Origin of the sequence: Pseudomonas sp. XWY-1 (assembly GCF_002953115.1) — a bacterium.
GTDB classification, from domain to species: domain Bacteria; phylum Pseudomonadota; class Gammaproteobacteria; order Pseudomonadales; family Pseudomonadaceae; genus Aquipseudomonas; species Aquipseudomonas alloputida.
This window is the reverse complement of sequence record NZ_CP026332.1, coordinates 2,923,028-2,947,710: the sequence shown is the minus strand read 5'-3', so window position 1 is coordinate 2,947,710 and position 24,683 is coordinate 2,923,028. Positions and strand designations below refer to the sequence as shown.

Here is a 24,683-nt window from a genome sequence, read left to right as displayed (position 1 = left end):
GAACGTCCTTCGTCGCGAAGAGGCCGGTGCAGATCAGGCGCTGCGGGTGCTGCGACCGGCTTCCTGGTCTGCTACTAGCGCCCGAATCCGCGGAATCAGCGCCTGCCCATACTCCACGGCATCACGCAACTGATCGAAGCCACGGAACAGGAACGTGCTCACGCCCAGGTCGTAGTACGCCAGCGTCGCTTCGGCGACCTGTTCGGCGGTACCGACCAGCGAGGTGGAATTACCGGCCCCGCCACCCAGTGCGGCAATCTCTGTCCACAGCCGAGTGTCGTGGACCTTGCGCTGACTGGCCAGTTGCACCAGGCGTTCGGCCCCCACGTTGCTCTTGCCGAAATTCTTCTCGCGGCGGTTGCCCTGGCGGATGCCAATACGCTGCTGTGCATCGGCCAGGATGCGTTCAGCGCGGGCCCAGGCTTCCTCCTCGGTGGCCCCCAGGATCGGCCGCAGCGACAGGCTGAAGCGAATGTGCTGCTCACGCCCATGGCGAGCGGCGGCCTTGCGCACCTGGGCGATGCGTTCGCGCACCTGCTCCAGCGGCTCGCCCCACATCATGTAGACGTCGGCATGCTTGGCCGCGACTTCTACCGCCGCGTCCGAGGCGCCGGAGAAGTACACCGGCAGCTTGCCCACGGGTTTGACCAAGGTCAGGTTGTCCTCTACCCGGTAGTGGTCGCCGTGGTGGTCGAAGGGCGACGTCTGGGTCCAGGTGTTACGCAGCACATCGAGGTATTCGTCGGTACGTGCGTAGCGGGCATCTTTGTCGAGAAAGTCGCCGTCGCGCTGCAGGTCGCCGCTGTCGCCACCGGTTATCACGTTGATCGAAGCACGGCCGCGGCTGAGCTGGTCGAGGGTGGCGAATTGGCGGGCAGCGAAGGTCGGTGCCTGGAAGCCGGGGCGGTGTGCCACCAGCAGGCCGATGCGCTCGGTGAGCGCGGCCACGTAGCTGGCGAGAATCATCGAGTCTGGCGCGCTGGTATTCACCGCCAGCAGGGCCTTGTCGAAGCCGGCGTACTCCTGGGCCTGGGCGAAGGCCTTGATGAAGCCCAGGTCAACCTGCGGTCCGCGCGGCGCCTGTGATTCGCTGCTTTCATGGGGGCCGATCAGGCCAATGAATTCGAGGCTCATGCAATGGAACTCCTTTTGTGGCCGACGCCGTGGATCATGGCGCCGAGATGGACCTGCCGTTTACTCATGATCAATACCTCTTTTCAGATGTGCACCAAGGGTCGATCCGTGCAACACGTCAGTTCCGCACGGCACAACCGTTAAATCGCTACGGGCAACACGCTGCGTGAATGCCCTGGTATCGCTTCGATCAGCGCCCGTGTGTAGGCGCTGGCCGACTTGCTGAGTACCTGCAGCGCCGGCCCTTGCTCGACCACCTGCCCGCGCCGTAGCACCAGCACCTGGTCTGCCATGCTCGCCACCACCGCCAGGTCATGGGAGACCAGCACATAGGCCATGCCGAGCTCGCGCTGCAATTCGTCCAGCAGGGCGAGGATCTGCGCCTGCACAGACACGTCCAGTGCACTGACTGGCTCATCGAGCAGCAGCACCTCTGGCTCCAGTGCCAACGCCCGTGCAATCGCCACGCGTTGGCGCTGGCCACCTGACAATTCCCTGGGCAGGCGATCGAGGAACTGCACTGGCAATTGCACCCGTGTGATCAGCTCGCGGGCTTTGCGCTCTAGTGCCTCGCCCCGGAGCAGGCCGAAAGAGACCAGCGGCTCGACGATGCTGTCGAACACGGTGAAGCGTGGGTCGAGCGCGGCGAACGGGTTTTGCTGCACCAGCTGGATACGCCGGCGCAAGGGGCGGAACTGGCTCCAGGTGTAATCGGTGACGTCCTCGCCGGCGAACACCACCTGCCCTTGACTGGGCTTCTCCAGGCCCAGGGCGATGCGCAGGGCGGTGCTCTTGCCCGAGCCGGATTCGCCGACAATCGCCAGGGTCTGCCCGGCATGCAGTTCAAGGCTCAGGTCGTGCAGGGCGGTGTAGCGCACGTTTTTTCCGGGCAGCTCGAACCGTTTGCCGACATGGCTCAGGCGCAGCAGTGGCGTCTGGCCCCGCGGTGCGGCTGGCCAGCGCCGTGGCACGAAGGCCGGCGCGGCATCGAGCAGGGCACGGGTGTAGGGTTGCTGGGCGCCCCAGAGGATCTGCCGGGGCGAGCTGTGTTCGACCTGCTCACCCTGCTTCATCACCAGCAGGCGGTCGGCGCGGTCACAGGCCATGCCCAGATCATGGGTGATGATCAGCAGCGAGATGCCACGCTCGGCGACCAGCAGTTGCAGGTGATCGAGAATACGCCGCTGCACGGTCACGTCCAGCGCACTGGTGGGCTCGTCGGCGATGATCAACCGTGGCTCGCCGGCCAGGGCGATGGCAATCAGCACCCGCTGGCGCATGCCGCCGGACAGCTCATGGGGGTACTGCCGCGCACGCAGCGCCGGCTCGTCGAGGCCGACCTGGTCCAGCAGCGCCAGCACCTCGGCCTCTTGGCCTGGATAGCGTCGTCCACGCGCCAGCTGCAGCGCCTCGGCGATTTGCTGGCCGACCCGTTGGGTGGGGTTAAGGCTGACCATTGGGTCTTGCGGCACCAGGCCGATGGTGCGCCCGCGCAACTGGCGCCTGGCGCGTTCGCTGGCTTGCGCCATATCGACACCATCGACCCATAACTGGCCTTGGTCGATGCGTGCATTGCCCGGTAACAGACCAAGCAGGGCGTTGGCCAGGGTCGATTTGCCCGAGCCTGACTCGCCCACCACCGCCAGGGTCTCGCCCTGGACCAGGCTGAACGACAGCTGGCGCAGGGCCTGGCTGTGTTGCCCGGCGAAGCTGTAGCTGACGCTTAGGTCGCGGACCTCGATCAGGGGTGACTGGCTCATCGGGCATGCTCCTCGGCGCTGCGCGCCAGGTGGTTGAGGCTGAACACCACGGCCACCACGAACAGCCCCGGTAGCAGGGATAGCCAAGGGGCGGTGATGAGGAAGTGACGGCCGTTGGCGATCAGCGTGCCCCATTCCGCGGCGGGTGGCGCCGCGCCAAAGCCGAGGAAACTCAGCCCGGCCGTGGCCAGGATGGCAGCGCCGAAGTCCAGGGTGGCGAGCACAGCTACCGGGCTCCAGGCATTGGGCAGTACATGGCGCAGCAGGGTGCGTGCCCAGCTGGCACCGCACAGGCGTGCGGCTTCCACAAAGGGCAGGGTCTTGATGCGCAGCACTTCGGCTCGGGTGGTGCGGGCAAAACCGGGCAGGATGCCGACACCCACGGCGACGGCCACCGGCACGGTGCCGAAGCCAATGGCGGTGACGATGGCCAGGGCCAACAGCAGGCCGGGCAGGGCCAGCAGTACGTCGAGCAGGCGCATCAGCGCCGCGTCGACGCGCCCGCCGGCAAAACCGGCCAGCACGCCCAGGCCCAAGCCGCCCAGCAAGGCGATGGCCACCGCCAGCAGGGCGGCGAGCACCGACAGGCGCGCGCCGTACACCACCCGGGTGTAGAGGTCGCGGCCCAGTTCGTCGGTGCCGAACCAGTGCGTCAGGCTGGGTGGACTGAGCTTGTCGGCGGGTGCGGTGGAGTAGGGATCGAAGCTGCTGAGCCAGTGCGGGGCCAGCGCGCAAAGCAGGGCGAACAGTACGATCAGCAGCGCTAGGCTGAAACCGGGTCGGCGCAGCAGCGGGGCCAACATCTGGTATGCGCGCTGCCAACGCGTGCGACGCCTCCAGGTGGCGGCAGGGCGGGGCTCGGAGGGCGCGGTGTCGAGGGGTGACAGGGGTATGTCGAGGGTCATCTCAGTTCACCTTCGCGGTGTGGGTGATGCGCGGGTCGAGGTAGGGATAGAACAGATCGACGAGCAGGTTCACCACCACGAAGGCCGCAGCCGACGCCCCGACGATCGCCAGCACCACGGGTATGTCCTGGCGTAGCACGGCCTCCTGGGCCAGACGGCCGACGCCGTTGCGCGAGAAGATGGTTTCCACCAATACAGCCCCGGACACGGTATTGCCGACTTGCAGGCCGACCAGCGTCAATAGCGGCAGCGCCGCGTTGCGCAGGCCATGGCGTGCCTGAACCTGGGCCCGGCTAAGGCCCTTGGCGAAGGCGGTGGTGATGTACGGCTCCTGCCACACCCCCTGAAAGCCGCGTTGCAGCACCTGGGCGTACACCGCAGCGCTGGGGATCGCCAGGGTGATGGCCGGCAGCACCAGGCTGGCCAGGCCTTGACTGCCCGTGGCCGGAAACCAGCCCAACGCGAAAGCGAACACCTGGATCAGCAGCAGGCCCATCCAGAACACCGGCACCGAGAAGCCCAGCGAGGGCAGGCGCGCCAGTGCAGTCTTCAGTGGACGCCATTGCAGGTAGGCGGTCAGACAGGCAAGGCCGACACCCGCCAACAGCGACAGGGCAATGGCGGCACCGGCCAGGGCCAGGGTCTGCGGCAGGCGCTCGGCCAACAGTGCCGTGACCGGTCGGCCCAGCGACAGCGATTGGCCAAGGTCGCCGTGCAGGGCCCGCCACAGCAGGTCGAAATACTGTTCGAACAAGCCTTTGTCCAGCCCATAGTAAGTGCGTGCTTTGGCCAGGTCCTCGGGCGACAGGCCGTCGGCTTCCATGCCGGAGGCGCTCAGCATGATCGCCAAGGTGTCGCCGGGCAGCAGGTAGAGGATGAAGTAGGTGATGGTATAGGCCCCCCACAACACCAGCAGGGCCTGGCCGACGCGGCCGATCAGGTAGCGTCTCATGGCTGGCCGACCTGGATGTCACTGAGCAGGGCGAAGCCTTCGGCGGTCCAGTGGAAGTGCTTGACCCGCGGCGCGGTGGCGGCCTGCCAGACGCGCTCGTACAGCGGGAACGCCGACGCTTCGTCGACCAGCAGGTCCTGCAGTTGGCCGTAGGCCTGGGCCCGTTGCGTGTCGGCAGTGGCGGTGATACCGCTGTCGAACAGCGCCTGAGCTTTGGCCAGGGTGTCGGGCTCGTAGGTGTTGGTGGCGAGCGTGGCGCTGTTGGCGGCGCGCGGGTCGAGGATGGTCTGCAGGATGATCGGGTCGGCGCGGGTCATGTAGGTGGAGGTGAGGTCGTAGGCGCCTGTCGAGTTGCCGGTCACCCATTCGGCGCGGGTCAGTACGTTCAGCTTCAGGTCGATGCCCACTTTGCGCAGTTGGTCCTGTACCAGCACGTCACCGGCGCTTTCGGCGGGTGTGAGGTTGTAGCGCAGCGTCAGGCGCTGGCCGTTCTTGTGCCGGTAGCCGTCGTCGCCTTTGTGCCAGCCAGCGGCGTCGAGCAGTTGCTCGGCGCCTTTGGGGTCGTAGGCGAGCTTGTCGGTTTGGGCTTTGAAGAACGGTGTGGTGACGTCGTATACGCCACTCACCACCGGGAACGCAGTGTTGTAGACGGTGTGCGCGTAGCTGGTGCGGTCGATGGCTTTCTGCAGCGCCAGGCGCACTTGGCGGTCACCGAGCAGGCGGTCGTTGCGGGTATTGGGGTAGAGGTTCAGCGCCGGGCCTGGCAGCGAACGGCTCTGGATGGTCGCGCCCTTGGACTGAAACAGCTTCAGGTCGACTTCCGAGAACGGGTTGCGTGGCCACAGGATGTCGACCTTGCCTTGCAGGAACAGGCCGTTGCGCACACTCTCTTCGGGGATGTAGCTGATGTCCACGGCATCCAGGTACGCCGCGCCCTGGTTGCGCACATTGGCCGAGGGCCAGGCGTAATCGGCACGCTTGAGCAGGCGTGCGCCGACCTCCGGGGTGTAGTGATCGAGGGTGAATGGCCCGGTACCGATGATCTTGCCCAGCGAGCGTTGCTGCGCGCTCAACCGGTACGAGGCCGGGGCGAGAATGGCCAGGTTGGTGGTGGACGTGGCCTGAAGGAAACCCGCGTTGGGTTTTGCCAGGACCAGGCGCACGGTGAAGTCGTCGATCACCTCGGCGTGGTCGTAGCCGGCCAGGTAGGTGGCACCGAAGGTGGCCGGCAACTGGCTGGCGAACGCTTTGTTGCTGTCGAAGGCAGTTTTCACGGCGTGAGCATCGAAGCGTTCGCCGTTGCTGAAGGTGACGTCCTCGCGCAGGTGGAAGGTATAGCTCAGGGCATCGGCACCGACCTCCCAGGTTTTCGCCAGCCACGGGATGATGCGACCGGTCTGCAGGTCTTGGTCAGTGAGCGACTCGACGACGTTGCGCAGCAGCACGCGGTGTTCGAGCCAGTAGACCTGAAAGGGGTCGACGCTGACCAGCGTGGTGTTGTCACCCCAGAAGGCGATGTTGAGGGTCTTGCTGGTTGAGGTGTTGTCGGCCGGCGAGCAAGCGGTGAGGCCCAGGGCCAGGGTGCCGATCGCGAGCAGTTGGTGCAGTGGGGGCATGGGATTGATCCTTCAATGAATGGGGCTCTCCTGTTCCGGCCAGTTCGCCGGAACAGGCAAAAGGTGCCTTGGAGTCAGTCCTGGTAATCGAGGCCCTCGCGATCCAACTGCCGAATCAGCGCATCCCAATGCCGTTGGATACCTTCCCCCTGGCCATCGGAAAACCGCTTGGACTGCTCATGCACCTTGGCAATCGCCGCCTTTGACGCATGTAACAGTTGGTCGTTGCCCCCGGCCTGGGCGGCGACCTGGATGTTGCAGGCCCGCTCCAGCCCGTCCAGCTCACGGAACGCGTGTTCCACGCTGACACCTCCGGTCAGCAGCCCGTGGTTGCGCAAAATAAGAATGTTGCTGTCGCCCAGATTGGCCACCAGCCGTGCTTGCTCGTCCACGTCCAGGGCGACGCCTTCGTAGTCGTGGTAAACCACGCGGCTGTAGTAGGCCAAGGCGTGCTGGGAGATCGGCAGCAACCCGTCGCGCTGGGCGGACACCGCCGCGCCGTCGCGAGTATGGGTGTGCAGCACAGCCTTGAGATCAGGCCGTGCGCGGTGGATGGCGCTGTGAATGACGTAGCCGGCCTGGTTGATGCCCAGCCCCAGCGGGTCGTCGATGATCGCGCCGTCGACGTCGACCTTGACCAGGTTGGAGGCGGTAATTTCGTCGAACAGCAGGCCGAAGGCGTTTATCAGAAAATGCTCGTGCGGCCCCGGCACGCGGACCGAGAAGTGCGTGTAGATGTGGTCGGTCCAGCGCAGCAGCGCAGCCAGACGGTAAGCGGCGGCCAGCTTGACCCGCACCTCCCACTCTTCGGCGCTGACCCGTTCGCGTACGTTGCAGGTGCTGGTGGTGAAGGCAGACAGTGAACTCATGGGGCTCTCCGGTAATCAGTAGCCGCGCGCCGTGTCGACCAGGTTGGCCAGGGGCGCCTGCTCGCGGTAGCGGTGGAAGTTGGTGATGAAGGCATCGAGAAAGGCCGGGTAACCGTCCTCGGAAATGGCCGAGGTGTGCGGTGACAGGAACACCCGTGGGTGTTGGTACAACGGGTGGCCTGCCGGCAGTGGCTCGGGTTCGGTGACATCCAGGCTGGCCCGGCCGATCAAGCCGCTGTCCAGGGCGTCGAGCAGGGCCTGTTGGTCGAGCAAGCCGCCGCGGGCAATGTTGATCAGGTGCAGGCCGGGGCGGGCATAGGCCAGGACCTGGCGGTCGATCAGGCCACGGGTGGCCGCAGTGAGCGGGGCGGCCAGCACCAGATGGTCGCTGCCGGCGAACAGCTGTCGCAGGTCGGCCACAGGTTCTACGCCAGGGATGTCTGCGATGCCCTGGCCGGGGCGGCTCAGGGCCAGAACCCGAAGCCCCAGGGCCACGGCCTTGCGCGCCAGGCTCTGGCCGATACTGCCGAAGCCGAGGATGCCCAGGGTGCGACCACGCAACGGGGCCAGCGGGGTCAGGCGCCAGTCGGCGTCCTTGACCCATAGACCGGGCAGTTGCTTGGCGGCGGCGAACACCAAAGCCAGGGCAAACTCGGCCACTTGTTCGGCGTTGGCGCCTTTGCCGCTGGTTACCGTTGCCCCTTGGAACACCCAGTCGGGGTAGAAGTCGATGCCCGAAGACACCAGTTGCACCCACTTCAGGCCCCAGGGCCACCCGGGTGGCGGGGTGCCTACGCGTCGCCCACGCACATTGATCGGGCGCAGGATTAACACATCGGCGGGGGCTTCGACAGCCAGCTGGTCGGGTGCGATATCAATGACTTCATGGCCTGGCAAGTGTTCGCGCAGGTGCTGGTTGGCCTGGTCGTCGAGCTGGCTGGCGATGATCGAGTGGTTCATGCCTGTACCTCCGTCAGCGCGGCACGGCCGACCTGGCCGAACACCACATCGTCCTGTGGGGTGTGGATCCGGCTGCAAAGTACATCGCGGTAGTGGCGCTCCAGCGGGTTGCGCCGCGACAGCCCGGGATTGCCGGCGGCCTCGATGGCCAGTTCCACGGCCTGGATGGCGTTGGCGCTGACCAGATGCTTGAGCTGCCCGGCATGCTGGGGTGAGATGTGCCCGGCGGCGGCACCGTCGAGCAGGCTCTGGTTGGCGAACAGCAGGGTGTCGATGCGGCCCAGTACATGCTGGAAGCGTGGCAGGCTGGCCAGCGGCGCCCCCAGGTTGGAAGGTGTGCGCTGCTTGAGAAAGCCCGCCAGCCAGTCGCGCGCGGCGCGGGCCACGCCGTCGTATACAGCCGGCAGTAACACCGCCATCCACAGTAGGCTCTCGCCGTCGAGTTCGGCCTTCGGGGCACTGGCGGGGCTGACGCTGACGGCGTGGTCGAGGGGAATCAGCACATCGTCGAAGCGCACTTCGTGGCTGCAAGTGGCGCGCATGCCCAAGTGGTCCCAGTCATCGATGATCGTGATGCCAGGCGTGTCGCGGTGCACAAGGAAGCCGCCGACCAACGGGTCGGTGTCGTCGCTGCGGCCCCACACCAGGTACCAAGTCAGGCCGTGGCTGCCGGTGGAGTAGATCTTTCGCCCGTTCAAGCGCCAGCCTTCGGCCGTGCGTCGCGCCACGGTGGCGGGCAGGCCACCACGGGCCGGGGTGCCCAGTTCAGGTTCGACGCGCAGGGCGTTGATCAGCGCGCCGTGCCGCACGGCATCGTAAGCCACGCGCTGGCGCAGGGGCTGGGGCCAGCGCGCTTCGTCCTGCAGGCGAAAATGCTGCAGGTATTGCATCACCAGGATCAGCGCGGTGGCCGGGTCACCCTTGCCGACCGCGCCGATCACCCGGCGGGCGCTGGCAAGGTCCGCGCCGCCTCCGCCGAAGGCACGGGGTACGGTGAGGGCGAGCAACCCGTGGCGGTGCAGCAAGTGGAAGTTGTCTTGGGGGAACTGGGCGCTGCGGTCGTAGCGCTCGGCGTTTGCCGCGAGGGCCAGCGTCAGCTCGGCGAGAGCGCTGTCGGACGGTTGACTCATGAGGCTCATCCCTGAATGACGGTGCGTTTCCTAAGACCGTATTCGTATGGATGAAGGCTGTAAAAGGCTTTTTAGTTCTATGCTAATTATCAGTTTTAATAATTTAGACTTTTGTTTGTTATGCGTAATTTGCATTTATTGCTTGGGCTGCGTTGCAGCCCTTTCGCCACGCAAGGCGCCACAGGCCAGTGAGCTCAACCCAACAACCGATGTCCCGCGACCTCACCAAAAAGCTCCACCGGCTCCTGTAAATTACCCAGGTAGCGCGGATGGAACAGCCACAGATCCACCTGCGGCTTGAAATCGCTGATATTCAGTACATCCAGCGCACTGCGGTGCCGGCTGGACTGCAGCAGCGGCTCGGGAACCAGTCCCAGGCCCTGGCCGTTGGCGACCAGCCCCAGTTGCAACTCGGTGCCGAAGGTTTCGAGGTTGATCGACAGGCTCAGCCCTTGCTCACTCAGTGCCCGTTGCAGCCCGGCGCGGAAGCCACACCCATCCGGGTTCAGCACCCAGCCGCGGGTGTAGCAGTCCTTGAGCTTGTAGCTGCGCTTGCCGGCGCTGCCCTTGGCCGTGACCACCCTCAGCGGCATGCGCGCGATCGACTGGCTGGCGATCCCTTCGGGGAAAATCTTGCCAGGCGGGAACAGGGCCGCGGCAGCGTCCAGTTCACCGTTTTCCATACGCGCGATCAGGCTGCTGCCCCAGCCGCTGGTGACCTGGGTGCGCAGTTGGGGGTAGGCCTCACGGATCTGTGCCAGGGCGTCGAGCAGCACAACGTCGCCCAATGTCTGCGGCACACCCAGGCGCAAGGTGCCCGACGGCGCGCCGTCGTTGGCTACCAGTTCACGCAGCGAGTCTATCTCGCGCAGGATCGCCTTGCACTGCTCATAGACCCGCAAGCCCATGGGGGTGGGCTTGAGCGGCTTGGTGTTGCGGTCGAGGAGGGTGGCGCCGAGGTCTTCCTCGAAATTCTGCACCCGGCGGGTGATGGCCGGCTGCGTCAGTTGCAGGGCCTCGGCGGCAAGGTTGGTGGACTGGCAACGAATGACGGCGACGAAGGCGTCCATATCATCGATTTTCATAATCGGCGCTCTCTGGGTCGAACGGGAAAAAATCAGGCATCAGCATCATCGCACTGGAGGGTAGTGCCATCGGGACGATTCTAGAAGATAAAAACGCATATTAGGTTATTCCTAAAATCAATTTAATTTATTTAAAAGATCTCGCTAGAGTCGCTTGACCCGGGCCGCACGATGCTGCCCGCCAAGACACCGAGGAGCATCATGTCCATCCGAAAGAAGCTGCTGACCGTTGCCGTTGCCCTGCTGCTGGCCGGTCATGCCGGCGCCAGCGAGCGCCTGACCCTGCGCATCGGCGACCAGAAGGGTAACATGCGCGCCCAGCTGGAGGCCGCCGACGCCCTGCGCGACCTGCCCTACGACATCCGCTGGGCCGAGTTCCCTGCCGCCGCGCCGCTGGCCGAGGCGCTCAACGCTGGGGCGATCGATGCCGGCATCATCGGCGATGCGCCACTGCTGTTCGTGCTGGCCTCCGGAGCACCGGTCAAGGCCATCGCAGTGGACAAGTCCGACCCTTATGGCACGGCGTTGCTGGTGCGGCCGGAGGCGCCGCTGCGCAGTGCGGCCGAACTCAAGGGCAAGCGCATCGCGACCGGGCGAGGGTCGATCGGGCACCACCTGGCGCTCAAGGCGCTGGCCCAGGCAGGGCTGACCGAGAAGGATGTGGAGTTCCGTTTCCTTGGGCCGGTGGATGCCAAGATCGCCCTTGCCAACGGTTCGGTGGATGCCTGGTCGACCTGGGAGCCTTACACAGCGCTGGCCGAGTTGAGTGGGCAAGGCCGTGTGTTGGTCAACGGTCGTGGCCTGTCCACCGGCAACAGTTTCCTTGCCGCCACCGACAAGGCGTTGGAGGAGCCTGGGCGTCGTGCAGCGCTGCAGGACTATCTCAACCGCCTGGCCGCAGCACAGGTGTGGGCCAACCAACACCTGGATACCTACTCGAAAACCTTGGCCGCGATCATTGGCTTCCCGGTAGAGGCGGCCCGCCTGCAATTCGAGCGTCGGCAGCTGCGCTGGCAGGTGATCGACACGCAAACCGTGACCGAGCAGCAGGACACCGCCGACTTCTACCACACCCACGGTCTGATGACCGAGCGCCTCGATGTGGCCCCGACCTTTGCCACCGGCTTCACCCTTCCCGTCGCCGCCAAGCTTGCAGCGCAACCCTGATCCCGGAGACGTATTCATGACCTTTAAACCCCTGCGCCAGCTGGGCCTGGCGCTGCTCGCCAGCGCCTTGCTGCCAAGCCTTGCCAGCGCCGAGCAGACCCTGCGCATCGGCTACCAGAAATCCTCGACCCTGCTGACCCTGCTGAAGGCCAGGGGCACTCTCGAACAGCGCCTGCAGGCCGAGGGCATTCGCGTGACCTGGCACGAGTTCCCCAGTGGTCTGCCGCTGCTGGAGGCCCTGAACCTTGGCAATGTCGACCTCTCGGCGGACGTTGCCGACACCGTGCCGGTGTTCACTCAGGCGGCAGGCGCCAAGTTGACCTATTTCGCCCGGGAAGCACCTTCGCCGACCGCCCAGGCGATCCTGGTGCCGGCGGATTCACCGCTCAAGACCCTGGCCGACCTCAAAGACAAGCGTGTGGCGGTGACCAAAGCCGCTGGCAGCCACTATCTGTTGATCCGGGCCCTGGCCAAGGCTGGGCTGACCTTCAAGGACATCACGCCGGCGTACCTGATCCCCGCCGACGGCCGCGCTGCCTTCGAGAACCACAAGGTCGATGCCTGGGTGACCTGGGACCCTTACGTGGCCAGCGCCCAGCGTCAGCAGAACGCGCGGATTCTGGCCGACGGCAGCGAACTGGCCAGTTACCAGCGCTATTACCTCGCCGGCAGCGACTATGCCAAGGCGCATCCTGAGGTATTGCAGCAGGTGTACCTGGCATTGCGTGAAGCCGGTGCCTGGACCAAGGCCAACCCCGAGGCCGCTGCCCGGATCCTTGGCCCGCTGTGGGGTAATCTGGACAGCGCCACGGTGCAGCAGGCCAACGCCCGGCGCAGTTACGATGTGCAGCCGGTGAAGCTGGACAACCTGACCGAGCAGCAACGAATTGCCGACGCGTTCTATCGCGAGGGGTTGTTACCCAAGGCGGTGGATACCAGCGCGGTGGACGTGTATCAGCCGCCTAGCAACTAAAATCTGGGTGCTCACATGCGATAAGCGGTTTTCTGATCTGCATCAAATGCCGATGCGGGTGTGGGCGGATTATCGACTGCATCGCACCCGGCCTTTCTGAAGCGCAATGGGGTGTTCCGCCTGGCCCTGTTCGAAACGCCCATGCAGGAAGTGAGCGGCCTGAGGGCGCTGCCCCCCCCTGCAGATGAGCAGCGTTGCCTCGCGCAGTTCGACCTGTTGCCCGAGGAGGGGCGTGCAGTCACGGCTTGAAGCAACCAACGGCCCCCATCGGAAACCGCAGTGACAGGCGCCCGTAGCGGCGCGGGAGGTGTTCATGTCCCATGACCTTGCGTTGCCAACCTTGTTTGCCGACCGTACCCAGGCAGGACGATGCCTGATCGAGCCACTGGCCCGCTACGCTGGCAGGCCCGACGTGATCGTGCTCGCACTGCCGCGTGGTGGCGTTCCGGTGGCCTACGAAGTCGCGACCGCCCTCAACGTCCGCCTGGACCTGCTGGTGGTGCGTAAGCTCGGCATGCCGTTTCACCCCGAGTTCGCCATGGGGGCGATAGCCAGCGGCGGAGTCACTTTCCTCAATGACGACACGCTACGGGCCTATCCGGTAGAACCCGCGTTGTTCGACGCCGTGGTTGTCAGGGAAACCGAGGAGCTGGCCCGGCGCGAACGGGGCTACCGGGGAGGGCGGCCACCCCTGCAACTCAAGGATCAGGTGGTGATTCTCATCGATGACGGCCTGGCGACCGGCGCCACGATGCGGGCGGCTATTCAGGCCGCGCGAGCCCAATCACCGGCGCGGATCGTGGTCGCCGTCCCGGTCGCACCGCCAGAAACGCTCGAAGCGCTGTACGGTGAAGTGGATGAACTGGTATGCCCGCTGGTGCCTGAGCGGATGGTTTCGGTTGGCTATTGGTATCAGGACTTCCCGCAGACATCAGACGAGGAAGTGATGACGCTCATGGGGCAGGCCGATCAGCAAGCGCTTTGCCGGAGTGCGCCCCATGACTGAGCACAGGGTTGAAGTTCGCACACAGACGATGAAGCTGGCAGGCGTCGAACTCGTGGCGGACGTGCGTGAGCCGGCCAACGCCTGCGCTTTGGTCATCTTTGCCCATGGCAGCGGCAGCGGACGTCTGAGCGCCCGCAATCAATACGTAGCAGACGCTCTCGCGGCACGTGGCCTGGGGTCACTACTCTTCGACCTGCTGACCGAGGCTGAGCAACGACTGGATAACGAGACCGGAGAATTGCGCTTTGACATTGCCTTGCTGGCCAAGCGCTTGATCGATGTTGTCGATTGGGTTGCAAACGATGCGCAACTGCGCAAGTTGCGCATCGGCTTGTTCGGTGCAAGCACGGGGGCCGCTGCGGCCCTGTGGGCGGCTGCGCAGCGTCCCGAACGGGTGGCGGCGGTGGTGAGCAGAGGCGGCAGAACAGACCTGGCTGGGCCGATGCTGGACCGTGTGCAGGCGCCAACCTTGCACATCGTAGGTAGCCAGGACGCCCTGGTCCTTGAGCTCAATCGTCAGGTGGACCGCTTGCTGAGCTGTGAGCGGCATCTTGAAGTGGTGCCAGGCGCGACGCATCTTTTCGAAGAGCCTGGCACCTTGGCGAAGGCCGCGGCGCTCGCCGGTGACTGGTTCGTGAAGTACCTGCAGCGCATATCCGTCTGATGGGGCTTGGCCGAGGCTCATACACCAAATGGATAGGTTTCGTCCTCTGGCTCAAGATGCTGTTGTTTCGGCAAGGGCAGGGCAGTCACCGGCCGGGTCTGCTCGAACCAGAGCAGCGCATCGAACTGCTCGGCCAGCACCGCCTCGAAGTAATGGCTCAGCCGTTCACTCTCTGGGCGATAGATGACGCCGATGGCGCGTTCGAGTAGCACCGTGGACAACACATGGCGCAGCTCCTTGCGCTGTGGGTCGCGCCAGTCGCTCAGGCAGGCTGGCACGCCTGCGAGGCGGAACTGATGCTCCCAGCTGTCGCTGCGCGAAGGTCGGATTTCCTTGATCTGCATGTCGCCGTCCCAGTCATCGGCGGCGGCCACCTGGCCGCGGTCGGTGGCCATGCCGATCAACACCGCGTCGTGCCCGAAAGCGCTGCGGCAAAGCTGGCCGATGTTGAACTGGCCTTTCCAGCCCATTTCCGTGGCTGCGGCATTGCCGATATGGGAGTTGTGAGCCCAGACCACCGCCTTGGCGTGGGGGCCACGGTGTTCCAGCAGCGCGCGCAAGGTATCGAACATGTGCCGGTCGCGCAGGTTCCAGGACGCCGTCGAACCTCGGTAAATGGCGCGGTAGTACTGCTCTGCGGCGATGATTACACGGGCATTCTGCGTGGCGTTGAAAAAAGCTTCATCATTGCGGACAAGCCCTGACAATTGCTCGGCGAGCATGGCATTCAGTTGCTGGATCACCGGTTGCTCGCATGGCATGACGCCACTGTGCTCGACAAAGTGCCCGTACAGCGCGGGGTCGTCCTGCCAAGGCGTCAGGCAACCGTAGCGGCGACGGGCTTCATGGGCCAGATGCGGATCGACCCGGTCCAGATAGGCCAGGACTTCATGGATGGAATTGCGCAGGCTGTAGACATCCAGGCCGCGGAATTCCACGCGGTGGTCGGTGGGCAGCAGGCGGTTGTGCCCGTGCAGCCATTGGGCGAAGGCTTTGACTTCGCTATTGCGCCACATCCAGGTTGGAAAACGGCTGAAAATATGGCGTTTCCACGCCGAGTGCGCCAAGCCTCGGACGTACTGATCGACATGCCCGGCATCCGGCCAGTCGGCCTCGACGGCGACGATGTTGAATCCATGCTGTTCGATCAGGCGCCGGGTGATCGCCGCGCGGGCGCGATAGAATTCGCTGCTGCCGTGGCTTGCCTCGCCCAGCAGGATGACGCGCGCGTCAGCGTAGCGATCGAACAGCGCTGCGAATGCCGGCGTATCCAGGTTCGGCAAAGGTTCGGCGTACTGATGAAGCACCGGGGCAATATCGGCAGTGTCGACCTGATACTGCTTGCCGTAGAGTTTTTCCATCAATTTCTTCGAAGGGCCGTTCATGGGGAGCCTCCCGTAATCGGGCCGCCGCGCATTGACCCGTCAGTGCGACGGCCCAGGGTTCAGATCAGGGAGAGCCGGTGGATGACCTGGCTGGGATCATCCGGGTCAGCGACGGTGGTGAACCCCGCCGCTTTGGCCAGCTCGCGCATCGCTTGGTTGGCTGCTGCGTCGACCGAATACATCTGCCGCAAGCCCTTGGCGCGGGCATGGTCGATCAGGTGCTGGAGCAGCAGGCGACCCAAGCCATGGTGCTGCCAGCTGTCCATGACGGTAACGGCGCATTCGCACTCGTCCTTGCCGCTGGCGGTGGCGTAGCGGGAAATGCCCACTTCCTGCAATTCGCCATCCACGTGGGCGAGGGCGACGTAGGCCGCCTGGCGATCTTGATCGACCTTCATCAGTTGGTCGAGCATGGCCTCACCGGGCTCCCTGAGCTGGCACAGGAAGCGGAAATGCCGCGATTCGGGCGACAGCCGTTCGATAAAGGCTTTTTCGCGTTCTCGGTCCTGGGCTTGCAAGGGCCTGATCAACACGTGAACGCCGTTTTCGAGGGCTTCGATCCAGTGTTCACCGGAAGGCTTGGGAAACGAAGGCGTTGTATGTACTCGGGAAGATTCGACGGGTGCCATGGCAATGTCCTCTGTGTCGAATGAACAAGGAAGTTCAGTTTCGGCAGCGGGCCCAGCGCTGACTTGACAGTTGTCAATTGCTTCCCACATGACCTGTCAAACCGATAGAAAAAAGCGGGTATTGCCGGGGGTAGCGTCCGACCCTTGGTCGGACAGACCGCTAACGTTTAGTGGAGCCGCTAACTTCAATAGATACCCGCCTGCAAAAAAGCAGAGGCATCGGCATGTCAGGCCCTGCGGAAATGGGAGCAAAGCTCCAGGTCAAGTGCCTTGCGTGCTCGTTGAGCCGGCTTTGCCTGGCAGCCAGCCTCAGTGCCGACGAAGTGGCCAAGCTGGAGCGAATTGTCCGCCGTAACCGGCCGTTGAAGCGGGGTGAGTACCTGTTCAAGGCCAATGAACCCATGGAGCACGTGTATGCCTTGCGCTCCGGGGCGATCAAGAATTTTCTGCTCGATGCCGAGGGCACCGAGCGGGTGACCGGCTTTCTCCTGCCGGGGGAAATGCTCGGGCTGGACGCTATTGGTGCCAGTCATTACCGAAGCTTTGCCGTTGCCCTGGAAGTCTCGCTGGTCTGCGCCATCAGGCTGGACCAGCTGGTGGACCTGTCCGGCCAGATTTCGGGGCTGCGCTATCAGTTGCTGCACATGCTCAGCCTGGGGATCCAGGGTAAGGACGAGCACCTGCGCTGCTGCCATGGGCGTGCCGAACAGCGGTTGGCGATCTTCCTGCTGGGCATGTCGGCGCGTTACCAGTCGCGGGGGTTGCGGGCGGATGTGTTCAACCTGCCCATGTCCCGTGGTGATATCGCCAACTACCTGGACCTTACGCTGGAAACGGTCAGCCGACTGTTCAGCCGCTTCGTCCATGCGGGTCTCGTGCTGTGCGCCGGGCGTGAGGTCAGGCTCATCGACATGCAAGGCCTGGTCAACCTGATCCGCCTGGAGGAGCCCACTTGAGCGCGGCAAGCACCCGGTCATAGCGTTGCACAGGCCAGCTTCCGGCGGAGTGCCCCACCCAGATCGGGCGTGACACATGATCTGTGCGTATCCAGATACGCTGCGCGGCTACGCCAGTTTGCCAGCACAACCGTGCCACTTGGCGCGCCACCTGTGGCGGCGCGCAACAGTACACCGTGTCCGGGCGGAAAGTTGTCAGCAAGTGCCTGGTTTGCCACCAACCACTGCTGTAGTCACGCGGCATTGGCGACAGTGCCGACAGCCAGGTTCGACAATCGTCAGGCAGCAGTTCGGCCGCAATGCCGTCATGTGACAGCTGCAATTCTACCCCAGGCAGCCAGCAGCGAATCTCATCCAGCGCACCCAGCAAGGGCAGCAGGCCATCGGCGCGACTGATGGCCAGCAACCTTGTACTTTGCAGGGGCAACGGCCAAGCGCTGCCAAGCGGCCCGGAATAGTCGAACAGTTCCCCCGCCCGTCCCAAGGGCTGCGCACTCTGGGTGCTGACGATAAATTGCCCGGCCACGCCAGGCAGGGTCACGTAACTGCATGGCCAGCACTCGGTTCGACCGCTGAGCACGCAGTACTGGCCAGCCATTGCCTCGCTGCATGGCTGGCTGCAAAGGGCCAGGCGCACGAATTGCTGGATGCCCAGGCCGGGCAATGTCTGGAGCAAGCGGACGCTGGCACCCTCCCGGTCCATGACTGCCTCGCACGGTAATGATGACTTGCTGTAATCAGCCTAGACCGTCGCCAATCCGGCACTTTGACCAGGATCAAACCAGCGGGCGGCAGGGACTTCACCTTGTTGATAAAGATCAAATGGGGTGCTGCCCCACGGCGCATGATCGAGGCGTCTCCCTGGGAGGCATCACTCATTCACTCATTCGAGGAGGGCGCCATGTCAGACGTTGCCAAGAAAGTGCCTGTTACCCCCGTCGCCAGCCAGCCAACCGAAGGTTCGCCACCCAGCGTCGAACCTTCGGAGCTGTGGCGGCCCTTCCAGCAATTGCGCCGCCAGATCGACAGCCTGTTCGAGGATTTTGGACGGCGGCCGATGCGCATGCCGTTCAGCCACACACCGTTCGATGTCGAACCGTTCTGGCGGCGTGACCTGTTCACCCACGGCATGCCGGCCATGGACATCAGCGAGCTGGCCGAGGAATACCGCATCAGCGCCGAGTTGCCTGGCGTGGATGCCAAGGATATCGAGATCAAGCTCGTCAATGGCAACCTGTTGATCCGCGGCGAGAAAAAGGAGGAAGTGGACGAAAAACGCAAGGAATATCACCTGTCCGAGCGCCATTACGGCAGCTTCGAACGGGTTTTCCAGCTGCCCCGTGGGGTCGACGCCGAGAAAATCGACGCCCAGTTCGACAAGGGCGTGCTGCTGGTGCACCTGCCCAAGCGTGCCGAAGCCATCCATCCGGAAAAGGTGATTCCGATCAAGAGCGGTAAATGATCACCCACCCTCACTGCATCGAGGAGCAAGGAGGCTCCGCCCGTGGAGGTAGAACATGATGTCCATTGGCAAATACTGCAACCGGGACGTGGTCACCGCACCACCCGGTATCTCCATCTATGCCGCGGCGCGCATGATGAATCAGTACCATGTCGGCGATCTTGTGCTGGCCGAACATGTCGACGGCGAGCGTTGTCGGCCCATCGGCCTGATCACCGATCGCGACCTGGCGTTGCGGATCATTGCGCGCAATCCACCGGATCAGGAGGACCTGCAGGCGGTCGATGTACTGCCCCGGCCTCTGATCACCGCGAACCAGAACGAGGACCTGTTCGATGTCATCCTCAATATGCGGCGCGCCAATATCCGACGTATTCCGGTAGTCGATGATTTCGGCCTGCTGGTCGGCATTGCCACGGCGGACGACCTGGTGGGCCTGCTGTCGGACCACCTGCACGAACTGTCACTGCTGATCCGTCAACAGAGCCGGCGGGAGGAAGATCTGCGCGGCGAAGACCTTTGAGCGCCCGCGTGCGCGATGACGAAAGGAGGCTGGCATGAGTGATTTCCCCGGTACTGAAGAACTCGAAAGCCTGGACGCCTATTGGCGGGCGGCAAACTACCTCACCGTTGGCCAGATCTATCTGCAGGACAATGCCTTGCTGACCAGGCCGTTGACCTTGGCTGATGTCAAGCCTCGGCTGCTGGGCCACTGGGGGACTTCGCCGGGGCTCAACCTCATCTATACCCATCTGAACCGGTTGATTCGCCAGTACAGCCTCAATGTGCTGTTCGTCACGGGCCCTGGCCACGGCGGCCCTGCTCTGGTCGCTCAGGCGTACCTGGACGGTACATACACCGAGCTCAACCCATCGGTCGAGCGCAACGCCCTTGGAATGGCCCGGCTTTTTCGGCAGTTTTCCTGGCCCTATGGCATTGGCAGCCATGTCGGTCCTCATGTGCCTGGCTCCATTCACGAAGGGGGCGAACTGGGCTATTCGCTGGCCCATGCCTATGGTGCAGCCCTGGACAATCCGCAACTGATCGTGGCGTGCGTCATTGGTGATGGTGAGGCGGAGACCGGGCCACTGGCTGCCAGCTGGCATTGCAACAAGTTCCTCAACCCCGCCCGCGATGGCGCGGTGCTGCCCATCCTGCATCTGAACGGGTACAAGATCGCCAACCCCAGCGTGCTGTCGATGATCAGCGAGGAGGAACTGACCAGCCTCATGTATGGCTATGGTTATGATCCCTATTTTGTCGAGGGTGACGAGCCCATGGACGTCCATCGTGCGTTGGCCAGGACGCTGGAAGTCATCTACGAGAAGATCAGCCAGATCCAGCGCCTCGCGCGGCATGCCGAAGACCCGCAGGTGATCGACAGGCCATTGTGGCCGGTGCTGATTCTTCGTACCCCCAAAGGGTGGACGGGGCCCAGGTACGTGGATGGGCAACGCGTAGAGGGCACCTGGCGGTCCCATCAGTTGCCGTTGTCGGACCTTGGCAAACCGCCGCACCTGCTGCAGCTGCAACAATGGCTGGAAAGTTACCGTCCCCATGAGCTTTTTGACGCACAGGGCGCATTGCTGCCTGAGTTGGCCGCGCTGACCCCGACTGGCCGGCGGCGCATGAGTGCAAACCCGCATGCCAACGGCGGCCTATTGTTGCGGGCACTGGACCTGCCGCACTACGCCGATTACTGCGTGCCGATGCCGGGCCCGGGTCAGGTGCGGGCCGAGTCGACCAGAGTGCTGGGCGGGTATGTGCGCGATGTGATGAAGAACAGCCTTGCGTCGCAGAATTTTCGCCTGTTCGGCCCTGACGAAACAGCGTCCAACCGCCTGGATGCAGTATTCGAGGTGACCGACAAGGTGTGGCTGGATGCTCACGCCAGCGATGATGGACACCTTTCGGCACAGGGGCGGGTCATGGAGATCCTCAGTGAGCACATTTGCGAAGGCTGGCTGGAGGGGTATCTGCTGACGGGCCGCCATGGGCTGTTTTCCTGCTACGAAGCCTTCATCCATATCGTCGATTCGATGATCAACCAACATGCCAAATGGCTCAAGACAGCTGCCGAGGTGCCGTGGCGCAAGCCGATCGCCTCATTGAATATCCTCCTGACTTCGCATGTCTGGCGGCAGGACCATAATGGTTTCTCCCACCAGGACCCGGGCTTGCTTGACCTGCTGGCAAACAAGAAGGCCAATCTTGCGCGGATCTATCTGCCCCCCGACGCCAATTGCCTGTTGTCGGTGGCTGAGCATTGCCTGCGCAGCCGTGGGTACATCAATGTGATCGTCGCCGGCAAGCAGATGGAGTGGCAATGGCTCGATAGTGAAGCGGCCGCCCTGCATTGCCAATCAGGTATCGGGCGCTGGGGCTGGGCCTGCCATGATGACGAGATGCCCGAGGTGGTGCTTGCCTGCGCGGGCGATGTGCCGACACTGGAGGTACTGGCGGCGGTTACACTGCTGCAAGAGCAGGCTCCAGACGTGCGTGTGAGGGTGGTCAATGTCGTTGACCTCATGGCGCTGCAACTGTCGCAACAGCATCCTCACGGGCTGTCCGACAGCGACTTCAATGGGTTGTTCACCGAAGATCGACCGGTCATCTTCGCCTTCCACGGCTACCCGGCGTTGATCCATCGCCTGATTTACAAGCGCGCCAATCCGCAACGGTTTCATGTGCGGGGCTTTCGCGAAGAGGGCGCAACCACCACGCCGTTCGACATGGCAGTCATCAACAACCTGGACCGCTACCAGTTGCTGCTCGATGTGTTCGAGCGCGTGCCACGCTTGCAGCCTCAGCTCGAGCAGGCCCGAGCCCGCTATTGGGCAACGATGGAGAAGCACAAGCTCTACCTCATCGAACATGGCGAAGACATGCCTGAAGTTGCGCAATGGCGATGGACTTCCCCCCCAGGTGCCTGACCCAGCGCTACTTGGCCTTCCAGTACTTCTGCATTTCCAGGAACAGGAACGAGGCGGTCCAGGTGATCAGTACCAGGCCCGTCAAGGCCTGCAGGCCGGTCAGGTACTTGAGATGGCCGGTGGGGGCGATGTCGCCGAAGCCTATCGTGGTATAGGTGGTGAAGGAGAAATACACGCAGTCCAGGAAACTCCCGTCGAAATTGCCGCTGAGCGTACCCCAGCCAGGGGCATGGGCCATCAAGTAATAGGCCAGGGCAAAGCACCACACCTCCACAGCGTGCGCCAGCAGCGCGCCGAATACGCCTGCCACGATGCGAAAACGGCTCCAGAGCTTGAGCCGAGGGAGCCAGTCATTCAAGCGCAGCAGGCATTCGTAATGAATGATCACCACCAGGATCACCACCAGCATGTTGATCAGCGTGACAGAGAGCATCGTGGGTACCCTGCCCAGGATCGGTGGTTCATTTCGTGGCATCGACCAACACATAGGTGGCAGGCTCACTGGCTTGTGGCAGCAACGCGGGGAACTCCTCGGGTGTGATGGACTCTTTCGCCAGCAACAGGCGCGCGCCTGCATACAGGTCGTGGAGGCGCTGCTCCAGCAACGACCGGGCGCGACCATAGGCTTCTTCCAGCAAGCCGCGGATGGCCAGGTCGATCTCGCGCGCGGTCTGCTCGGAGTAGTCCTTGTGCGCCTGGGGCAGTACCGAGTCGCTCAGAAAGCCGGCTTGTTGCCGCTCCAGTACCGGCTGGCCCAGCACTGGATTCATGCCGAAACGGGTGACCAACTGACGAGCAATGTCGGTGGCGCGCCCGGCCATCAGCACGACCAAGCGGTCGCGCAGCATCTGCGCGCTGATCAGGAAGCGGTCATCGGTCGGCCGTTGCAGGGTGTAACCTAGTGAACCCGCGGCCCGGGGAATGATCGACACCTTGTGCACCGGGTCCATCGCCGGCAGGCTACTGGCGGCCAGGGCATGGCCCATTTCGTGGTACGCCACCACCTGACGCTCGTCGCTGCGCAATACGCTGCCTTTGCGCTCAACGCCCGCCACCAGGCGCTCGACCGCAGCGGTGAAGTCCTGCAACTCGACCCACTGGCTGGACCGCCGGGTGGCAACGATGGCAGCCTCGTTGACCAGGTTGGCCAGGTCGGCGCCCGTCAGGCCCGGGGTGATCTCGGCAATCCGCTCGCAGTCCAGGTCATTCTTGTAGATGATCTTGTGCAGGTGGACTTTCAGGATCGCCAGGCGGCCCTTGCGGTCGGGCCGGTCGATGAGAATCTGCCGGTCGAAGCGCCCGGCACGCAGCAGCGCCGGATCCAGCACTTCCGGGCGATTGGTCGCGGCCAACAGCACCACACCTTCACGTGGGTCGAAACCGTCGAGCTCGGCGAGCAACTGATTGAGGGTTTGTTCTTTCTCGTCATTGCCGCCAAAGCTGTCGACGCCGCGCATCTTGCCCAGGGCATCCAGTTTGTCGATGAAAATGATGCAAGGTGCGGCCTGGCGGGCCTGATCGAAGAGGTCACGCACCCGTGCGGCCCCCACGCCGACAAACATCTCCACGAACTCCGAACCGGAGATCGAGAAGAACGGCACCGCCGCTTCCCCGGCAATGGCCCTGGCGACCAGGGTCTTGCCGGTGCCAGGTGGGCCTACCAGCAACGTGCCCTTGGGCACATGGGCGCCAAGGCGCGCATTCCACGCCTTGTTTTTCAGGAAGGACACGATCTCGGTCAGCTCGCCCTTGACGTCGTCGATACCGGCCACGTCGGCGAAAGTCACCTGGGTGTCGTGTTCGACATAGACCCGCGCACGCGACTTGCCCACCCCCATCAACCCGCCCAACCCCTGTTTCTGCCCCAGGCCATGGAACAGGAAGTACCACAGCACCAGCATCATCAACAGCGGCATCAACGCGCCCACCACGGTCGATACCGTGCTGTCCTCGACGACGCCAGAGAACGCCACTCCAGAGTGTCCCAGCTGCTCGCTCAGTGCCGGGTCTACGCGCACGGTGGTAAACACCGAGTGGCCATTGATCGGCTCCTGCAGCCTGCCGAGGATACGGTCATGCTCGATATGCAGGTCGCTGACCTTCTGCTGATCGAGCAATTGCAGGAACTGGCTATAAGGGATGGCTTGCACGGCTGGCGGGTTGAACAGGCCGAACTGCACGGCAGCGAGCACCGCCAGGCCAACTGCCAGAAAGTAGAGCTTCCAGGGTTGATCCTTGTTCATGGCCATCTCTCCTCGGCGCGGTGGCGCTAGGCGATCAACAGATAATCTTCGACCTTGCTGACGCCCGGCACTGACCAGGCCGCACGCTCGACCACTTCTCGCTCGCGCAGCAAGTGCACCTTGCCTTCCAGCTTGACCACGCCACCGTTGACCGTGACGCGGATGCCTTCGGCCTGGATTTCAGCGCTGCGCTTGAGTGCGTCCTCGATGTGGCGCTTGATATCGACCGCGTCGGCCCGGGCTTTGAGGGTGATGCGGTTGTGCACGCCAACCACGCCCGACAGGCGCCAGACCGCCTGTTCGATCACTTCCTTCTGGTATTGCCAGTCGAGCTGGCCTTCCAGGGTTACCGTCCCTTTTTGCACGGTGACCTTGATGCCCTCCACGTTGGCGTCCGAGCTCCAGGCGATGATGTTCAGGGCACGGCTGGCAATCGTGTCGTCAGCGGTCCCTTCGAGCTTGTTTAGGCGTACCTCTATCTCCTCGGCCAGCCCGCGCACGCCTTTCATGGCCTTGACCGTGCGCTCGGCATTGACTTTCTGGGCGTAGCTGTTGACGTGCCCGGAGAGGGTGACCACACCGTCCTGCACCGTCACGCCGATGCTGGCGGCATTGATATCAGGTTTGAATTCCAGCTCTTCGAGCACAAGGTCTCGCAGGTCAAGGTCGTTCATGATCGGCTCCGGTAGCGGACAGGGGAGGGGCTCAAGTGCCCTGAGTCCTTGTTTCTACCCTTGTGCCCGGGAGCGCGATTGATAAAGGTCAAACCCGGTGAACAGGCCGCTCGCGGTTGACAAATGTCAGGCTCGGGCGCACGCCGCCCCCGATACTCAGCGTGTCCTGGGCATGCACGA

General features: G+C 63.8%; 23 protein-coding genes. 8 read left to right on the top strand and 15 right to left on the bottom strand.

What is annotated here, in order from left to right; translation table 11 throughout:
- Positions 1–33: 33 nt before the first annotated feature.
- The 9 genes from PRJ_RS13710 to PRJ_RS13670 form a co-directional block, all read right to left on the bottom strand.
- Positions 34–1,134, bottom strand: coding sequence for an LLM class flavin-dependent oxidoreductase (locus tag PRJ_RS13710; protein ID WP_104961686.1), 1,101 nt, complete (start codon positions 1,132–1,134; stop codon positions 34–36).
- Positions 1,135–1,274: 140 nt separating this feature from the next.
- Positions 1,275–2,894, bottom strand: coding sequence for an ABC transporter ATP-binding protein (locus tag PRJ_RS13705; protein ID WP_104961685.1), 1,620 nt, complete (start codon positions 2,892–2,894; stop codon positions 1,275–1,277).
- Positions 2,891–3,799: an ABC transporter permease gene (locus PRJ_RS13700; protein ID WP_104961684.1), complete on the bottom strand. Its 909-nt coding sequence runs from the start codon at positions 3,797–3,799 to the stop codon at positions 2,891–2,893. Before PRJ_RS13700 ends, PRJ_RS13705 begins: the two co-directional genes overlap by 4 nt.
- A gap of 1 nt (position 3,800) precedes the next feature.
- Positions 3,801–4,751, bottom strand: coding sequence for an ABC transporter permease (locus PRJ_RS13695; protein WP_010954106.1), 951 nt, complete (start codon positions 4,749–4,751; stop codon positions 3,801–3,803).
- Positions 4,748–6,367 (bottom strand): ABC transporter substrate-binding protein, encoded by a 1,620-nt coding sequence (locus PRJ_RS13690; protein WP_104961683.1) that lies wholly within the window; start codon positions 6,365–6,367, stop codon positions 4,748–4,750. The genes PRJ_RS13695 and PRJ_RS13690 overlap by 4 nt, the downstream gene beginning before the upstream one ends.
- 74 nt (positions 6,368–6,441) lie before the next feature.
- Complete coding sequence (locus PRJ_RS13685) at positions 6,442–7,236, bottom strand: class II aldolase/adducin family protein (protein WP_104961682.1); 795 nt, start codon at positions 7,234–7,236, stop codon at positions 6,442–6,444.
- Positions 7,237–7,251: 15 nt separating this feature from the next.
- Positions 7,252–8,196, bottom strand: coding sequence for a D-isomer specific 2-hydroxyacid dehydrogenase family protein (locus PRJ_RS13680; RefSeq protein ID WP_104961681.1), 945 nt, complete (start codon positions 8,194–8,196; stop codon positions 7,252–7,254).
- Positions 8,193–9,326, bottom strand: a complete 1,134-nt coding sequence (locus PRJ_RS13675; RefSeq protein WP_104961680.1) for an acyl-CoA dehydrogenase family protein — start codon at positions 9,324–9,326, stop codon at positions 8,193–8,195. Before PRJ_RS13675 ends, PRJ_RS13680 begins: the two co-directional genes overlap by 4 nt.
- 194 nt (positions 9,327–9,520) lie before the next feature.
- Entirely contained in the window at positions 9,521–10,411 is an 891-nt protein-coding gene (locus PRJ_RS13670; RefSeq protein WP_020190852.1) for a LysR family transcriptional regulator, read from the bottom strand.
- A gap of 201 nt (positions 10,412–10,612) precedes the next feature.
- Here PRJ_RS13670 and PRJ_RS13665 point away from each other — a divergent pair, with 201 nt between their 5' ends.
- The 4 genes from PRJ_RS13665 (at position 10,613) to PRJ_RS13645 (ending at position 14,221) form a co-directional block, all read left to right on the top strand.
- A complete protein-coding gene (locus PRJ_RS13665; RefSeq protein WP_104961679.1) occupies positions 10,613–11,578 on the top strand; it encodes an ABC transporter substrate-binding protein in 966 nt (321 codons plus the stop codon).
- 16 nt (positions 11,579–11,594) lie between these two features.
- Complete coding sequence (locus tag PRJ_RS13660; protein WP_104961678.1) at positions 11,595–12,551, top strand: aliphatic sulfonate ABC transporter substrate-binding protein; 957 nt, start codon at positions 11,595–11,597, stop codon at positions 12,549–12,551.
- A gap of 313 nt (positions 12,552–12,864) precedes the next feature.
- Entirely contained in the window at positions 12,865–13,557 is a 693-nt protein-coding gene (locus PRJ_RS13650) for a phosphoribosyltransferase (RefSeq protein WP_104961676.1), read from the top strand.
- A gap of 28 nt (positions 13,558–13,585) precedes the next feature.
- Positions 13,586–14,221, top strand: coding sequence for a dienelactone hydrolase family protein (locus PRJ_RS13645; protein ID WP_020415618.1), 636 nt, complete (start codon positions 13,586–13,588; stop codon positions 14,219–14,221).
- Positions 14,222–14,238: 17 nt separating this feature from the next.
- On the opposite strand, the gene PRJ_RS13640 is transcribed toward PRJ_RS13645, so the two are convergent.
- Entirely contained in the window at positions 14,239–15,606 is a 1,368-nt protein-coding gene (locus tag PRJ_RS13640) for an erythromycin esterase family protein (RefSeq protein WP_064492018.1), read from the bottom strand.
- Positions 15,607–15,665: 59 nt separating this feature from the next.
- Positions 15,666–16,235 carry a GNAT family N-acetyltransferase gene (locus PRJ_RS13635; RefSeq protein ID WP_104961675.1) on the bottom strand — a complete coding sequence of 190 codons (570 nt, stop codon included), beginning with the start codon at positions 16,233–16,235 and terminating at the stop codon, positions 15,666–15,668.
- Between the two features lie 224 nt (positions 16,236–16,459).
- Between PRJ_RS13635 and fnrB the strand changes: the two genes are divergently transcribed.
- Entirely contained in the window at positions 16,460–17,191 is a 732-nt protein-coding gene (fnrB, locus tag PRJ_RS13630; RefSeq protein ID WP_104961674.1) for a Crp/Fnr family transcriptional regulator FnrB, read from the top strand.
- On the opposite strand, the gene PRJ_RS13625 is transcribed toward fnrB, so the two are convergent.
- On the bottom strand, positions 17,160–17,894 hold the full coding sequence (locus PRJ_RS13625) for a hypothetical protein (protein ID WP_104961673.1): 735 nt from the start codon (positions 17,892–17,894) through the stop codon (positions 17,160–17,162). The genes fnrB and PRJ_RS13625 overlap by 32 nt on opposite strands.
- Before the next feature lie 198 nt (positions 17,895–18,092).
- Between PRJ_RS13625 and PRJ_RS13620 the strand changes: the two genes are divergently transcribed.
- The 3 genes from PRJ_RS13620 to PRJ_RS13610 are packed head-to-tail and all read left to right on the top strand — an operon-like array spanning position 18,093 to position 21,586.
- Complete coding sequence (locus tag PRJ_RS13620; RefSeq protein WP_049587895.1) at positions 18,093–18,653, top strand: Hsp20/alpha crystallin family protein; 561 nt, start codon at positions 18,093–18,095, stop codon at positions 18,651–18,653.
- 58 nt (positions 18,654–18,711) lie between these two features.
- A complete protein-coding gene (locus tag PRJ_RS13615; protein ID WP_033730612.1) occupies positions 18,712–19,176 on the top strand; it encodes a CBS domain-containing protein in 465 nt (154 codons plus the stop codon).
- A 34-nt stretch (positions 19,177–19,210) separates the two neighbouring features.
- Complete coding sequence (locus PRJ_RS13610; protein WP_104961672.1) at positions 19,211–21,586, top strand: phosphoketolase; 2,376 nt, start codon at positions 19,211–19,213, stop codon at positions 21,584–21,586.
- Between the two features lie 7 nt (positions 21,587–21,593).
- On the opposite strand, the gene PRJ_RS13605 is transcribed toward PRJ_RS13610, so the two are convergent.
- From PRJ_RS13605 to PRJ_RS13595, 3 genes are read right to left on the bottom strand one after another with little or no spacing between them, the layout of a single operon-like run.
- Positions 21,594–22,019 carry a potassium channel family protein gene (locus PRJ_RS13605; RefSeq protein ID WP_027917281.1) on the bottom strand — a complete coding sequence of 142 codons (426 nt, stop codon included), beginning with the start codon at positions 22,017–22,019 and terminating at the stop codon, positions 21,594–21,596.
- A gap of 28 nt (positions 22,020–22,047) precedes the next feature.
- Entirely contained in the window at positions 22,048–23,829 is a 1,782-nt protein-coding gene (locus PRJ_RS13600) for an ATP-dependent metallopeptidase FtsH/Yme1/Tma family protein (protein WP_104961671.1), read from the bottom strand.
- Positions 23,830–23,855: 26 nt separating this feature from the next.
- Positions 23,856–24,503, bottom strand: a complete 648-nt coding sequence (locus PRJ_RS13595) for a BON domain-containing protein (RefSeq protein ID WP_104961670.1) — start codon at positions 24,501–24,503, stop codon at positions 23,856–23,858.
- Positions 24,504–24,683: the final 180 nt, after the last annotated feature.